General features: G+C 64.3%; 13 protein-coding genes. 5 read left to right on the forward strand and 8 right to left on the reverse strand.

What is annotated here, in order from left to right:
* The first annotated feature begins 96 nt into the window (after nucleotides 1-96).
* Nucleotides 97-294: a hypothetical protein gene (locus ACQP26_RS19920; RefSeq protein WP_433493673.1), complete on the forward strand. Its 198-nt coding sequence runs from the start codon at nucleotides 97-99 to the stop codon at nucleotides 292-294.
* A gap of 76 nt (nucleotides 295-370) precedes the next feature.
* Nucleotides 371-646: a hypothetical protein gene (locus ACQP26_RS19925; protein WP_357671025.1), complete on the forward strand. Its 276-nt coding sequence runs from the start codon at nucleotides 371-373 to the stop codon at nucleotides 644-646.
* A gap of 114 nt (nucleotides 647-760) precedes the next feature.
* Here ACQP26_RS19925 and ACQP26_RS19930 read toward each other — a convergent pair whose 3' ends face one another.
* From ACQP26_RS19930 to ACQP26_RS19945, 4 genes are read right to left on the reverse strand one after another with little or no spacing between them, the layout of a single operon-like run.
* Nucleotides 761-2560, reverse strand: coding sequence for an AAA family ATPase (locus ACQP26_RS19930; protein WP_433493674.1), 1800 nt, complete (start codon nucleotides 2558-2560; stop codon nucleotides 761-763).
* Nucleotides 2529-3923, reverse strand: coding sequence for a hypothetical protein (locus ACQP26_RS19935; RefSeq protein ID WP_433493675.1), 1395 nt, complete (start codon nucleotides 3921-3923; stop codon nucleotides 2529-2531). The genes ACQP26_RS19930 and ACQP26_RS19935 overlap by 32 nt, the downstream gene beginning before the upstream one ends.
* Nucleotides 3924-3947: 24 nt before the next feature.
* The gene (locus tag ACQP26_RS19940; RefSeq protein WP_433493676.1) at nucleotides 3948-4919 is read right to left on the reverse strand and encodes a hypothetical protein; all 972 of its coding nucleotides are present in this window, start codon (nucleotides 4917-4919) and stop codon (nucleotides 3948-3950) included.
* Nucleotides 4916-5311 carry a hypothetical protein gene (locus tag ACQP26_RS19945; protein WP_433493677.1) on the reverse strand — a complete coding sequence of 132 codons (396 nt, stop codon included), beginning with the start codon at nucleotides 5309-5311 and terminating at the stop codon, nucleotides 4916-4918. The genes ACQP26_RS19940 and ACQP26_RS19945 overlap by 4 nt, the downstream gene beginning before the upstream one ends.
* 227 nt (nucleotides 5312-5538) lie before the next feature.
* Here ACQP26_RS19945 and ACQP26_RS19950 point away from each other — a divergent pair, with 227 nt between their 5' ends.
* Genes ACQP26_RS19950 through ACQP26_RS19960 form a run of 3 tightly spaced genes read left to right on the forward strand, consistent with a single transcriptional unit; the run spans nucleotide 5539 to nucleotide 7648 of the window.
* Entirely contained in the window at nucleotides 5539-5799 is a 261-nt protein-coding gene (locus tag ACQP26_RS19950) for a multiubiquitin domain-containing protein (protein WP_433493678.1), read from the forward strand.
* Nucleotides 5796-6161: a hypothetical protein gene (locus tag ACQP26_RS19955; protein ID WP_433493679.1), complete on the forward strand. Its 366-nt coding sequence runs from the start codon at nucleotides 5796-5798 to the stop codon at nucleotides 6159-6161. Before ACQP26_RS19950 ends, ACQP26_RS19955 begins: the two co-directional genes overlap by 4 nt.
* A complete protein-coding gene (locus tag ACQP26_RS19960; RefSeq protein WP_433493680.1) occupies nucleotides 6158-7648 on the forward strand; it encodes a ThiF family adenylyltransferase in 1491 nt (496 codons plus the stop codon). The genes ACQP26_RS19955 and ACQP26_RS19960 overlap by 4 nt, the downstream gene beginning before the upstream one ends.
* Here the strand turns inward: ACQP26_RS19960 and ACQP26_RS19965 are convergent.
* The 4 genes from ACQP26_RS19965 to ACQP26_RS19980 all read right to left on the reverse strand — a co-directional run bounded on the left by ACQP26_RS19965 (nucleotide 7637) and on the right by ACQP26_RS19980 (nucleotide 14701).
* Entirely contained in the window at nucleotides 7637-7969 is a 333-nt protein-coding gene (locus tag ACQP26_RS19965) for a hypothetical protein (RefSeq protein WP_433493681.1), read from the reverse strand. The two genes, ACQP26_RS19960 and ACQP26_RS19965, sit on opposite strands and share 12 nt — an antisense overlap.
* A gap of 656 nt (nucleotides 7970-8625) precedes the next feature.
* On the reverse strand, nucleotides 8626-11760 hold the full coding sequence (locus ACQP26_RS19970; protein ID WP_433493682.1) for a type I restriction endonuclease subunit R: 3135 nt from the start codon (nucleotides 11758-11760) through the stop codon (nucleotides 8626-8628).
* Nucleotides 11760-12959, reverse strand: a complete 1200-nt coding sequence (locus ACQP26_RS19975) for a hypothetical protein (protein WP_433493683.1) — start codon at nucleotides 12957-12959, stop codon at nucleotides 11760-11762. Before ACQP26_RS19975 ends, ACQP26_RS19970 begins: the two co-directional genes overlap by 1 nt.
* Nucleotides 12956-14701 carry an N-6 DNA methylase gene (locus ACQP26_RS19980; protein ID WP_433493684.1) on the reverse strand — a complete coding sequence of 582 codons (1746 nt, stop codon included), beginning with the start codon at nucleotides 14699-14701 and terminating at the stop codon, nucleotides 12956-12958. The genes ACQP26_RS19975 and ACQP26_RS19980 overlap by 4 nt, the downstream gene beginning before the upstream one ends.
* Between the last annotated feature and the right edge of the window lie 180 nt (nucleotides 14702-14881).

Genomic DNA, 14881 nt, shown 5'->3' on the forward strand with positions numbered 1-14881 from the left:
CGCTGCGGGGACCCTCTGTCTTCGGTCCGCCAAAGGCGGCGGGGGTGATCGGTCGAGCTCGGGCCCGCCGCTCGCCGATCGCCTACGGTCGGAGGGGTGGAGGTGCTGCTGCGCGGCGGGCCGGGTGACGGCCAGGTGCTGGTCGGGGGCGGGGAGGCCGTCGTGTGGCGGCCCTGCTTGTACGAGATCACGCAGGAGTTCGCCCGCCGGGGCGGGCGTGATCTTCGGGTGTATCGGCACCGCCCGGACTGCTGCGAGCGCTACGGCCGGGGCGCGGAGGACCGCTGCGAGTAACCCTTCGTTTAGGGGCGGGCGAGACACGCTCGCCATCCGAGCCGCCTACCTAATCGAACGTATGTACGATCGCGGGGTGCAGGAAGTGGTACGGCGGTGGTGGAACGGTGTCTGGGGGCGCCTGACGCGGCGCGACGTGTGGCTGGTCCGCGAGACGCGCTGGACGGTGATGGCCCGGGCCGGGGACACGGAGTCCGGAAAGGTGCTGCGCTGGGAGTTCGACTCGGAGCCACCGGCGCTGGAGATGGTTGATCGCCTGCTGCGCGCCGACACCGCCGGCCAGTGGCGAGAGCAGGACCGCGGCACTCCCCCGCCGGGTACTGGCGCTGGCGAGGCGCGGCGGATCACATAGTGACAATTATGTGCACGCAGGCCGCCACAAGTCGTGTGTTGGATGCCCGTCCCGCGCCCTTCTCGCCGGGCTTAAAGTACGGCCGAGGATTCCATAGTCTCTGTCTCCGGAAGGTCAGCGCCCCGCCGGCTGGCGCACGTCAAGCAGCTTGACATGTTCTGGGTCTCGGGCTTGGAGGTGGCGCGCGAGTCGTTCTTCGTAGGTCGTCACCACGACTTGCCTGAGCGGTCCCCTGCCTGTGGCTAGGCGGGAAAGGGCATTGCCCACCTGGCGGCGGACGTCGGGGTCGAGATGTTCGAGTGGTTCGTCGAACCAGCAGAAATTGACTGACGTGGCGAAATGAGCGACCAGCAGGCGCACGAGGATGGTGGCGCCCATGCCCTCGCCCGTGCTAAATGCGTCGAAGGTAAGTTGGTGCCCACTGACGGATCGGGTGATCTGACCGTCCGGGCGGGTTACGAGCTGGCCTCGGCCTGGGAACAGCGCCTGCCATCGCTGACTTACTTCGGATGCGAGAGGGCGGATCGTCTCCGTGAGAAGTTCGTTCCGAGTCGCCTCGGTAGCCCCGATCGCTGCTGTCAAGACGGCATTTTGGCGAAACAGCGACTCCAGCCTTTCCATTGCCTTGCCAGCCGCCTGCGCCTGCTCACGCTCGCGCGTGGCGTTCTTGTGAGCTGCTCGCGCCTCAACGAGTTCAGCGAACGCCTTCTCAAGTTGTTCCTCGATATTCTCGTCCGCGTTGGATGTGCCGGCGGCACCTTGCAGCATTTCCGGCTCTGGTCCCGGATGAGGGACTCTCCGATATTCGTCCAAGATTTCCTTTGCGCGCCGGCGACGTTCGAGGAGATCGGCTTCGGTGGACTTTAGTCCCGAGATCACTGTTCGGGTTCGCGTAATCTCATCCGCGTTGGCTTCATGAGCGGATGTGATGGTCATCCCATCGAGGGGCCGACGGCAAATGGGGCAATCATGCTCAGCAGCCATCAGATCCTGATCGTTGCTTGTTAGCTGCGCTTCCGTGGACTCGTTGACAGCAATATCCACGCGCACCCGTTGGATGTTACCGTCGATGTCCGACAGGAATTCGTCGATCGCGGGCTGCAGCAGTTCCATGGAAACCTTCCGGCCGAGTTCGGCTGAGATGCGTTCAGCCAGGTGCTCAGTGGCGGTTCTCCACGTTTCATGTCTGGACTTCCACGCGGCGAGTTCGGAACGTCGGCGATGTTTTTCGCGCGCACGGTCCACTCTTCCCTTCAGGGACTGGTGGACTTCGTTAGCTTGTTCGGCGCGGAGTTTCGCCATGTTTTCCTCTTCCAGCAGATGGTCGAGGCGTTGAGCGGCCGCCGCGTTTACCTCCTTGATCTTCTTAATTTCCGCAGCAACGACTCCGTTGCGCTTCTTGAGCTGCTCTATCGCGGAGCTGAGGCCGTCGACGCCGTAATATCGACCCAGATGGGCTTCCAGTCCTAAGTGGGACGGCGTGTCACTGGACCGATCCGCGGCCGGCATCGCGAGTCTTGCCAGGAAGCCGGGTTCGGTACCGTACGCCTCGAGGAAGTGCTGGCCGACGTCTTCTTCCGCTATGGGCGCACCGTCCAGCTGGATGTGAAGATTGCTTCTTCTACGCGCGTTGCGGGTGAGGGTTCGTTCGATGGCGAGAACGCGCAAATCTGGGAGTTCTAGTTCGACACGTGCCGTAGCGGAGTCAGCATCGACGCGAATGGCGTTTCCGCTTGTGCTGCTCGCACCGAAGAGAGCCCATCGCGCGGCTTCAACCAGGGACGTTTTTCCGACGCCGTTGGTAGCGACGATGAATGTCGTACCGGGTCCGAGATCGATGGTGAAGTCCTTGTAGCTGCGCCAGTTCTTGAGAGTCAGTCTCCTAATCACCGGGAAGTTCTCCAAGAAGGTCATCCAGGGCGTCCGACATGTCGTTTCCGGCAGCAGCTGCCACGAAGTTGGCTACTCGCTGGTCGAGATCCTCGGGCAGGCTTTGCCAGGCCACCTTTTTCGCAACCTGAACGGCGCGCTTTCCGTCTCTTGTGATTTTTTCGATCGAGCTTGTAGCATGACCGATAGCCACTTGCCGAATGCTCTTCGTTCCAATTTTGAAGTGGACAGGCTCGTCCAGTAGCTCCCATGCGCGAGAACTCCCGTCGAGGTGCTTGCATAGAGTGTCGACTAGCCCGAGGCCGGTGAGCGAGGGCTCCGGACCTGTGACGACACCTGCAGGTAATTGGTACGCCGTTCGGAGGTACGACGACGGGAACAGTCGAGTCGGCCATCCCTCCTGGCTCACTGCAACGGCGACCGCGTCGGCGCCTGGCTCACATTCCAGGAATGATGCGCACGCCTGCGCCAGTGATGCGTTGTCTGGTTCTGCGGCGTCCTCATCGTCAACACGGAGTTGAGCGACAATGACCGTGGCGTCAAGGTAGGTGACGTTAAGGATCCTGGTCGCGTGTGCATGGCTCCCTACAGCCACTATCAGCGGCGAGCTGTCGACAATGAGGATGCCCCTCAGTCTTTCGGTGAGCTGTTCTTTGATGTAGCCGATTTCGCCATCCGTCGACTCCGTAGGCTTGTCTGCCGCTGCCTCCTGGCTCGACGGTTCGGGGTCGGCGTCGCCGTCGAGCCAGGCGCTTGGTGACAGCGGGGCGAGAAGGTCCCGCAGGGCTTGGCGGTATTCCAGCCGCTGGTCATCGTCGTCCTCGATGGGTGGTCCCACGGGAATGCCACTGGGGCGGCGTCCCTCTTGAACCGCGGTCATGATTTCGGTGACCTCTCGGCTGATATCGAGCTCACCGATGGGGTTGAGGAAGGCGCCGACGTGGATGTGCGTGCGCAAGGCGACGAGGGCTGCCATCTCGGTGGCAACCGGAGTGGCATCAGCCCTGATCAGGACGCTTTGCTGGTCCGCGAGCTCGATGTCAAGGACGAGCGGGATGACTTCAGCGACGCCGTCGTCGAACACGCGACGGACCCATGCGAGCAGCGCTTCGTCTCGGCCGATGCGCCAGACTTGATTGGGTTGGGGCTGCTCGTTCGTGCTTGCGGTGACGAGGTGGGCGATGTCGGGTAGCGGCGTCGATGCCGCCATGATGCGCTGGAAGGTTCCCTGGTCGGTGGGCTCCGGTTCGGCTGCCTCACGGAGCCTGGACAGGCGGACACGGCAGGCGAGGCAGTCGCCGACGTGTTCGAGAACTAGCGGCGCGCGGTCAGGTTCGTGGATGGCCGCAAGTAGCTCGCTGGATGAGGGATGGACGTGGAGGGTCACCGGTCATCACCCCTTTCGTGGTGCTTACTTGTCATCAGACGTTGCACCTTCCCCTGCTGTCCGGCGTTCGATCCACCGCTCGCAAAGCTCGTACAAGATTGTTGCGGTGCTGTCCGGTTGGTCATCGTCGGCCAGTTCGGCGCGCAAGCGGTTCAGGAGTCGTTGACGGAGGTGCGCCGCCTGCGTCTTGCCAGCGTTGATCAGGTTGGCGAGATCTCGCACGTTCGTGTCGAGCGTCGGCACGATGATGCGCTCGCGGTCGCTGAGCGCGTTGAAGATCTCGATCGCGCGTAGCTGGGCCTCCGTCTGGGTGGCCGGGTCTCCTTCGAGCCAGCCTGGTTCTGATACCTGCTCCTGGATATCCAGTTCAACGGTATATGCGGTCCTGCGGTGATCAAGGCGGGCCGTCAAAGCATGGGCAAGGTCTGTTGCCGCGAGGCTTCCCGCCGCCGTCGACAGGACCTTGGTCATCAAACGAACAAAGGATGCACGATCGGCAAGTGGGGCGTCCCGTCTCGCGCTCGTCCACTTGGGCACGGTTACCTCAACGCCGGCCGTCGCCGAGGCCAAGTCGCTGATGCTCGCCCCGCTGATGGCGCGGGGACCGCCGGCCAGCGTCCAGCGTTCTGGCGATCCGGGCACCACCTCGAAGTCCTCCTCGTCGCGCAAGATCTCCTTGACTCGCACGATCAGTTTGCCCATGTCGGTGCCCCTGGCAAGATCCCGCAGGAAGTTCAGGACCGCGGTCTCCAGCAACCGTGCGAACGAGGCGTCGTCGGTCGACCGGAGGGTCACGTCGAGCAGGCGCTTCGATCCTCGCTCGCCCTGCAGGAAGTCATGGGCCACCTCGGTCACGGCGCTGACGTCCCACCTGGTGGAGCCTTCAGGTGGTGGAAACCCGTTTCCGATTGCCACGAGCCTTACCGTCTTGTACAGCAGTGCTGCACCGGCGGGACCGATACGGCGCTCGGCGATCAATTCTTCGCGGGGGGTCACGTGAACCGCCTCAACACGCGGGAAAGGTAGGGCTCTGGCAGCTCGCCGAGCCGCTTGACGTTCTCCGGACGCCAGAGCTGTTGCTCGACTGAGGTCAGGTCGGAGAACATGCCGTCCTTGTCTAGGTAGGAACTGAGGTTCCGGTCCGCGGGATGCGGAACACCTGCCGCCTTCTGCGAGGTTCGGGTAACCACCTGGATCGGAAAGCGAGATCCCGGCTCGGCCGGTACCACGATGACGACTGCGGGGCGCGAGGCCCCAGGATCGTTACCGAGGGTGAAGATCGTTGTGGTGATCAGGTACAGCTCTCCGACTTTCGGCAGGAAGGGCTCGCCGGCCGCCCCTTTCGGCTTGGCGAGCCAGGCGTGCGACCGCCTCCCGTGGTTCGACATCTCGCCGTAAGCCCTCCCGCCCTTTCGGCCTCGGAAGGCCCCTGCTGCTTCCAGACGTCGCACCGCGCCGCTCTGTCCGGAAGCCGCAGCGCTACTATCCGCATGGCGGAGATCACTGAAAGTAGTTGCCACTTGGGTCGGACGCGGAGATCAGGTGCGACGTCCTGGCTGGGCGAACGAGCCACCAGGATCCGGCCAGTACAGGGATCCCAGACCAAGGAGCCTCCATGACTACCAGTACCGAGCCCTCGCCGGCCGAGCGCAACCACAAGATCCGGATCACGATCGACGGGCAGTCGTTCAACATCGAGGATCGCCATTTTACGGCAGCCGAGCTGCTGGCACTCGCGGGGCTGCCGGCGGCCGGGTACGACCTCACCCGGGTCGGCAAGCACGGCCACGTCGAGACCTTCCGCGACGAGCAGAAGGTAAACGTCAAGAACGACGATGTCTTCGTCAGCGTCAACCAGCAGGGCACTGTAGCGTGACCACGCAGCTCGTTGCCACCACCGGGATCGGCGCTTTCGTCGCTGCGCTCGAGTCCTACGCGGCTGACCCCGAGGTCACCTCGGGCCTGGTGACGTACACCGTCACCCCGGTGACGGGGGCTCTTGCCGGTCAGCCGGTGCGTACCGGTGTGATCCTTGACGAGGTCGTACCGTGGCCGATGGCGCCTCCGCACTGGATCCATGTGCCCGATCATGTGGCCTTCGCGCAGACGAACAAGGGCGGCTCACCCATGCCGGGATGGGCATCCCATTCACGTGACATCAAGGCGTGGGGCACGGCGGCAACACCGATCGCCGCGTGGCTCGCGCATGTTCGAGGCGTCCTCGGGGGTGCCGTATGAACCGGCTGTCGGCGGCGATGACAGCCGACCTCGACGCCGAGGCCCGCGACCACCTGCTTCGGACGGACGGGCAGGAAGACGTGTGCCTTGCCCTGTACGCCCCGTCGACAGGGCTGACACGCACCACGGCTGCCCTGTCGAGGCTCGTGCTGCCCCAACCGGGTGAACGTAGTGTTCACGGCAACGCCTCCTTCGCCGGGCAATATGTGGTCCGGGCCGCAAGTGAGGCCGCCAAGAGCGGTCTCGGCATCGCCTTGATGCACTCACACCCGACCGGCACAGGCTGGCAGAGCATGAGCGGCATCGATCACGACACCGAGAAGTCCTACGCCCGTGTCGCTCAGACCATCACCGGTTTGCCCCTGCTCGGCATGACGGTCGCGGGCGATGCCGGTTGGTCGGCGCGGTTCTGGCAGGAGGATGGCGGGCACCGAGGCGCTGAAAACGTGCGCGTCGCCGGACCGGCCCTGCGCCTTAGTTGGAATGACGCCATTCGCCCCGCGCCCACGCCTACCGGCGCGCAGGTCCGCACCGTCTCGGCCTGGGGCGACGCCGTGCAGGCCAGCATTGCCCGGCTCCGCGTCCTCGTCGTCGGTGTCGGCACCGTGGGCCTCGACCTAGCCATCCGCCTCGTACAGGCCGGCATACAACACGTGTCCGTCATGGACTTCGACACCGTCGAGATTCTCAACCTTGACCGGCTCATCACCGCCAGCCGTCTCGACGCCGCCCTGCTCAGAAGCAAGGTCTATGTGGCGCTGCGGGCCATGCGAGCCGCCTCGACCGCAGCCACACCAACATTGAACGGGCATGAACTCAGCATCTGCGAGCCAGCGGGGCTGAGCGTGGCGCTGGACTACGATGTGATTTTCAGCTGCGTGGACCGGCCGTGGGCCCGCGCCGTGCTCAACCAAATCGCCTACACCGACCTCATTCCCGTCATCGATGGCGGTCTGGCAATCGACCCATTCCCCCACGGTGGAATGCGCAACGCCACATGGCGAGCGCACGTCATCACACCAGGCCGACCGTGCATGCAATGCAACGGCCAGATAGACGGCGGTCAGGTGGCTCGCGACCGGGCTGGCCTCCTCGACAACCAGACCTACATCAAGACCGCCGGTATCAAAGCCCCCTCACGTGAGAACGTGTCACTGCTCGCGCCCTCCGTCACCGCCTCCATGCTGGCCCAATTCACCAGCCTCATCGTCACGCCCGCCGGCCTCGGCGCACCGAGTCCCCTACGTTTCTCTCTGGCCACGCACACCCTTGAGCACCTGCCCTCCGAAACACTCGACACCTGCCCATACGAACAGGTCGTCGGACAAGGCGATCAACGCTCTGAACTCACCGCTCGTCACCCGGCGGCTGATGGAGTTCGCGAACAACGGCAGCGGCTTGCGGGAACGACGCGTGTGCGTGTAGGACGCTTATCTCAGCGGCTCCTTGAGCAGGCGACGAAGATTGCAGCCGGCCTATGGGCGTAGTAGCCCCGTTCCGTCTCGTGACTCGTCGACGGTGGCCTGCTCGCGCGGGAGGGGCGCTGCAGTCGGGTCCATGGCGCGGTCGAGGATCGTGGACAGCTGGTTGAGCAGGTCATCAAACCTCAGCGACCGATCGGCTTCGATCTGCAGTCTGATGGTATCCACGAGCTGTTCTGCCGTGGGCAACTGCGGCGCGTCTGCCAGCGCCGTCTGGTCGTCCTCGTCGGTGATCCGGGCGGCATTCAGCAGCCGTAGCTGTTGGTCGGCGAACAGGCGCGCGGCAACGAGCGCAGCAAAGCGGGCCTGCCCTTCGGCGCTGCTCATGTCGACCTGTTCCGCCGCAGGCGAGGCGACGACGCATCCGAGCCCGACGCAGCAGCCGAGGCCGTAACACTCGACGGCTCGACGATATCGGTGCCCGCCGGTGTGCCGGCGGCCCCGCACCCGCTTTCATCCCTGTTGCGCGGCCGGGAACGCCTGCTTGCGTAGCCACATTTTGACGTGCGGAGCGGCCCTCCGGGCCAGCTCCGCAGCGGCGGCAACGATCAGTTCAACGGCAAGTTTCGCGGCTCCGCGCGCTCCTGTGCCCGTGGGTCGTGCCGGTGGCTGTGAGTGGCGGGTGGCACCAAGTTAGCAAGATCTTCTTCGGTGGGATCTCTGAACGTGACCTGCCCCAGTCGGTTGGTGCCATCGTCTTTCTGCCTGGTGAGCGCGCTGAAGTCGCCAGGGATTTTCTACGAGTCCGTGAACTTCGCCCCGTCTTTGTACCGGATCACCGCCAGTCGTTCCTGCATAAGCTACTCCCGTTACTGTCGCCTTCTGATGCCGCGTGGCGGCCCCGATTCTGCCGAGCCGTCATAGCCGGGGCGAGCCTCCGCCTTGGCAAAGAGCTAGCGAACCTCGTTCCCGCCGACGGTGGTGTTGCGGTCGTTGTGGCTGTTCGACCTGTACCGCACGGTCCCGGTCCGGGACCGCGCTGCTCACACGTCTGTCCGCTGATCGATCGCTGCCTCGTAGAAGGCGTCCGCGAGCGCCATGATGACAGCGCTGATGCCAGGGCCGTCGCTGAAGAAGTAGTCGGCCATGGTGTTGTGGGCCTCCTGGTTGTCGACGACCGCCTCGGTGACCGCCGCCTGGAAGTCCTGCGATTCCATGAACTGCTTCTTCGAGTTCACCTTGGCCTGGTTGACCAGGTCGGGGTAGGCGAGCAGCCGCTGTACCAGTCCCTGCACGAACTCACGGACCTGAGACGCGGTGAACGACTCGGCGCCGAAGAGGTCGTTCATCTTGTCGATGACGACCTGTAGTGCGACGTACTTCGGCTCCTTCCGGGTGCCGGTGCCCGCGGCGCCGATGCCTTTGAGTTCGCCGTCACCGGTCAGCGAGATGTCGACCGCAGTCATCTTGTTGTGCTTGACCCCGACCAGGACGACGTCGGAGAGGTCGACCTCCGCGGCCCAGGAGGCGTCTGCGATGACCTTCTCCAGCAGCCGCAGGAAGATCGACAGCATCTCCATGTACGGGTCGCCGTAGTCGACGATCTGGCTCATGAAGTCGTAGAGCCGGACGTAGGTGGACACGTCCTTGCGGAACAGGTCGAGGGTGTTGAGGGTGAGCTTGTCGTCGGCCTCGATCGCCGCCGCGTAGCGGCGGGCGAAGTCGTTCTTGGCTGGGCTCATCGCTGCCGAGAGCGCGTTGTTACCCTTGCGGGTGACCCACAGTTCGGCTACCTCACGCACCTGCTCTGGCGTGTAAATCCCGGCCTGGGCGAGCTTGTTGGCGAGGTGGACGACAATGTACGGGTCGGTCTCGGTCTCCAAGGTGGCGTTGGTGAAGTACGGCTCAAACGCAGCCCGGATGTCCTCGGGCTTGTTCACGAAGTCGATGACGAACGTCTTGTGCTTCTGCTCCCCACCGGCAGTGCGGTGGGTGCGGTTGAGCCGGGACAGCGTCTGCACGGCGGTGACCCCGGACAGCTTCTTGTCGACGTACATCGCCGAGAGCAGCGGCTGGTCGAACCCTGTCTGGTACTTGTTGGCGACCAGCATGATCTTGTACGTCGCGCCCTTGAAGGCGGCGGCGAGGTCAGGGCCGGCGCCGGGGTTGAGGTTGGCTTCGGTGAACTCGTCGTCCTTGCTCGGCTGCGGCCCCCAGTCCGAAGTCCACTCCTCGTTCTCGGCCATGGTCACCGAGCCGGAGAAGGCGACCAGGGTGCGGTAGTTGTACGAGGTGTCCTCGGCGGCCCGCTTGGCGATGTAGGCGTCGATCGCCTTCTTGTACTTCACCGCGGCCTTGCGCGAGTCGGTCACGACCATCGCCTTCGCCTTGCCCTCCAGCAGGTGGGCGACGTTGGCATGGAAGTGCTCAACGATGATCTGCACTTTCTGGCTGATGTTGGTCGGGTGCAGCTTCACCCACCGCATCAGCCCCTTACGCGCCGCGGCCTCCTCCACCTCGCCACCGTCACCGCTCTCGGCCCGGCCGGCTATCTTCAGCGCGGTGTCGTAGGACTGATAGCCCCTGAGCACGTCGAGGATGTAGCCCTCCTCGATCGCCTGCCGCATCGAGTAGAGGTGGAACTCGACCCGCTTCCCGTCCGGGCCCTTGCGGCCGAAGAGCTCCAGGGTCTTGTTCTTCGGCGTCGCCGTGAACGCGAAGTAGGAGATGTTCTCCGACTCGGCCCGCTCGGTCATCTCGGAGGCCAGGATCGCCTCGACGTCGACCTCACCGCTCTCCTCGATCTCCTTGACCTCCTCCGCGGTCAGCACGGCCTTGAGCTTGGAGGAGATCTGCCCGGACTGCGACGAGTGCGCCTCGTCGGCGATCACCGCGAACCGCCGCCCCTTCAGCGATGAGTCGGCTCGGATCTCGTCGAGGGCGAACGGGAAGGTCTGCACCGTCACCGCGATGATCAGCTCACCGTTCTTCAACGCGGTCGCCAGCAGCCCGGATTTCGACTTCGCCCCTGCTTTGCGGACGTCCTGCGGGCTGATCGTGGCCACGATCTTTCCCGACCCGTCGATCTGCCGGATCGCCTCCTGGAGCTGCCCGTCGAGCACGGTGCGGTCCACGACCACGATCACCGAGTCGAAGACCTTCTCGTCGTTCACGTGCAGCCGTGCCAGCCGGTGCGCGGTCCAGGCGATGGTGTTCGTCTTCCCCGACCCTGCGGAGTGCTCGATCAGGTAGCGATGCGCCGCCCCCTCCTCGCGCACCGCTGCCACAAGGTTCGTCACGGCCTCCCACTGGTGGAAACGCGGGAAGAGCATGCTCGTGCGCCGCACGGACGTCCCGGTGGCGACATCCCACTCCTCCTTGGTCTCCACGATCATCAGCCGGCCGATGATGTTGAGCCAGGCGTCCTTCTCCCATACCCGCTGCCACAGGTACGCCGTCGCCGACCGCCCGCCCTCACCCGGCGGGTTCCCCGCGCCACTGCCGTGACCCATGTTGAACGGCAGGAAGTGCGTCTTCTCGCCTTCCAACTTGGTGGTCATCGCGGCTAGGTCGTTGGAGACCGCAAAATGGACCAGCGCCCGATGCCCGAACGACAACAGCGGCTCTGGCCGCCCGTTGGTCAGCGGGTGTCGGTTCTTGCGGTACTGGTTGATCGCCTCATCGAGGGACTGGGTGAAGTCGGTCTTCAGCTCGACGGTGGCGACCGGGAGCCCGTTGACGAAGAAGACCAGGTCGATACTGCGCTGGTCAGCGGTGGAGAGATGCACCTGCCGCATCACCCGCGCCCGCATCGCCGCGTACTGCTCGTTGGTGGTCGCGTTCAGGCTTGTCTCGGGTCGGAACTGCGCCATCTTCAACCGGCCACCACCGATGTACTGCACCCCGTTGCGCAGGATGTTCAGCGTCCCGCCCCCGTGTTCGAGAGGCTTGTCGAGCGCCGTGGTCAGCACGTCGAGGAACTTCGCCTGCGACCCCGCCGCCTTCAACGCCTTCTCGTACGCCGCCTGCTGAGTCTCCTTCAGCCAAGCGAATAGGTCCTCGGGGAAGAGGGCCCGCTCGCGGTCGTAGCCAGCGTCATTCGCCGAGTAGCGCCACCCGTGGGCCGCAAGGTACGCGCAGATCTCGGACTCAAAGACGACCTCGTTGTAATCGGCCATCACGCCATCTCCCGCACGTCGATCTGACCCGTCACCGCAGCCGTAATCAGTGCCGCCCGTCGCTCCATCGAGAACGCGATGAAACGCTCGGTCTCTTCGATCAGCGTGTCGATGTTCGCCAACCGACTAGCCAGGTCAGCGGCCGCATCGGGATCGGTAGGCAGGTTGATGTCCAACCGCGCGAGGTCCTTCATGCCGAGCGTGGGCTGAATGCTGTCTCCGCTCGTCGCTAACTCAGCCTGATACAGGAAGTTTCTCGATCCGAACCACGCGCACAGGAGAGGAGCCACAGCCGGTTGCTTGCAACGGAGTACTGCCACCGCCCGCGCCACGTTCGCGCCTGCAAGCCAATGAGGTGCGAGGGTGGCCTGCCCCATCTTGCCAACAACGCCGAGAAGCACTTCACCGCCGGCGATCTTCGTACGGGAGTACTCATCCGACTGCTCCGGCACGATTGCCAGCATGGAGCGCTCCGGGGTGAGGTTCAGAAGGTCGCCGACCCGGACAAAAGGAACGCCCTCCGCCTCGTCCACGTACCTCGGCACCAGCACCCCGTACGACGGGCGGGCCGCCAGCAACCGTCCAACCTTGGTTGCCTCGGTCGAGGGGCCAGCGTCGAATGCTGCGGAGAGGATTGAAGCACGGCGCTCGCGGAGCATCTCGATCAGGCGTTGCTGCTCCTCAATGAGCGTGTCGATGCGGGCGGTCTCGCGGTCGAGATAGTCCACGATGGCGCGCTGCTGCTCGGCTGCGGGCAGGGAGATCTCGATCGTCTTCATCTCGTCCCAGTACAGGCGCCACTGGGACGGGCGGATGCCTGTGGAACGAAGAGCGTACTGGTCGATCAGGGCGCGCGAGCGGAGCAGACTATGGAGAAAGCGGTGGTCGTACTTGGGAACAGTTGGCCGAAGTACCTCGTAGTCGGGGCTGACGATGCCCTGGTACTCGGAGATGCCAAGCGAGCCCTGCCACGCTTTCATCCGGTTCACGACGAGGTCGCCGGGATGCACGAGCTGGTAGTTGCTCAGGTTTTCGGGCGTCCGGTTGAAGTTGTCAGTGCGACTGTCCTTCGGGATCACGCCGTGGTCGCGGTAGACACTGAGGACCATCTCGTCCTTGTGGCCGCGATCAGAGACCGGATGGAACACCCACCCGAGTCGCGTCGTCGTCCACGGCTCAGACACGGCCGTCGCACTCACTTCTCGACCTTCCGCAGCAGGTCGAGGATCTTAGCGACCTGTTTCTCCAGGTCAGCGTCGATCTCGGCGAGAGGGCGGGGTGGGACATACTTGTAGAAGTGGCGGGTGAAGGGGATTTCGTAGCCGGTTTTGACCTTTGTCCAGTCAATCCATGCGTCGGGGACGTGCGGCTTCACCTCGGCGTCGAAGTAGGCTTGAATGACCTCGACCTTGCCGGCCGCGCCGGCGGTCGAGCCGCCGTAGGTAAACGAGACGTTCTCGGTGTCGCGCTTCTTGGTGTCCGGCTTGGGCTTGCCCTTGCGGTCGACGACGGGGTTGCCGGACTCGTCGAGTAGGGGGCGCTCGACGGTGATGGTCCAGTAGCCGAAATCGTCGGCGCGCAGCACCTTGGAGTAGTCCGGATCGGCGTCGGTAAAATCGGAGTACAAATCCACGACCCTGGCGCGGTCGGCGTCGCTGATCTCGCGGCCCTTGGAGCCGAGGTTCTTGCGCATCTTGGTCCAGAACGACGAACCGTCGATGAGTTGGACCAGGCCCTTGCGGTCGGGATGCTTGCTGTTGTCGAGGATCCAGATGTAGGTAGCAATGCTGGTGTTGAAGAACATGTTGGTCGGCAATGCGACGATGGCATCGACCAAGTCGTTCTCCAACAGCCACTTGCGAATGTTGGAGGGACCGGACTCGGCGGCCCCGTTGAAGAGCGGCGAACCGTTCATCACGATCCCAGCCCGGCCGCCGCCGTCCTCCGGCGCCCGCATCTTGTGGGCCAGGTGGAGCAGGAAGAGCATCTGCCCGTCCGAGGTCGCCGGGAGGCCGGGGGCGAAGCGGCCGTAGGGACCGGCTTCGTCGCGCTCTTTCGTCACCGCCTTGGCGTACTGCTTCCAGTCGACGCCGTAGGGCGGGTTGGACATGCAGAAGTCGAACTGACGGCCCTTGAACGCATCGTCTGTGAGGGTGTTGCCGAAGGCGATGTTGGTGGCGTCGTGGCCCTTGGCCAGCAGGTCGGACTTGCAGATCGCGTACGACTGCGGGTTGTACTCCTGGCCGTAGAGGCGCAGTTTCGCGTTGGGATTCTGTGCGAGTAGGTGTTCCTCGGCCAGGGCGAGCATGCCGCCGGTGCCCGCGGTGGGGTCGTACAGCGCGCGGATGATGTCGGCCTCGGTCAGGTCGGCGTCCTTCTCCGCGAGAAGAAGGTCAACCAACAGCCGGATCGCGTCCCGCGGGGTGTAGTGGTCTCCGGAGGTCTCGTTCGCGGCCTCGTTGAACTTGCGGATGATGTACTCGAACGCATCGCCCATGTCGGCGTTCGAGACAACGCCCGGATGCAGGTCGACGGCTTTGAAGGACGTGATGACCTCGCGCAGGAGGCCCGCCTTTTCCAGGGCGAGGATCTCCTTCTTGAAGTCGAAGTACTGGAACACGTCGACATCGGGCGAGAACCGGTCGATGTAGTCGGCCAGGTTGTCCGCCAGCCCATCAGCGTCAGCCAGCAGGTTGGCGAAGGAGTAGTTCGAGGTGTTGTAGAACGGCCGGCCGGTCGCCTTCTTGACCTCGACCCTGAGGCGGTTCGGGTTGTCGTACTTCGCCGCCAACTCTCGGACCGTCTCCCGGTCGGGCTCAAGGATGCAGTCAAGGCGTCGCAGGATCGTGAGCGGGAGGATCACGTTGCCGTACTGGTTGGGGCGGTAGGGACCCCGAAGCTGGTCGGCGATCGACCAGATGAAACTACCGAGGGTGCTCACAAGGCTCCTTACGAGGCTCACTCGACGATAGATGTAGACGCCCAGCGCGAGCCCGCGCGCCGTGCGAACAGGCGGCGCACAGTCTGCAGCAGCCGGTGCGCCACAAGAACATCATCGGGCATCACACATCCCGCTTGCCACGCAGTCGACGGCACCACACAGATCATGTTGAGCAGGTCG

This window comes from Micromonospora sp. CA-248089, from assembly GCF_050948515.1.
In the GTDB taxonomy this organism is placed as follows: Bacteria; Actinomycetota; Actinomycetes; order Mycobacteriales; family Micromonosporaceae; genus Micromonospora.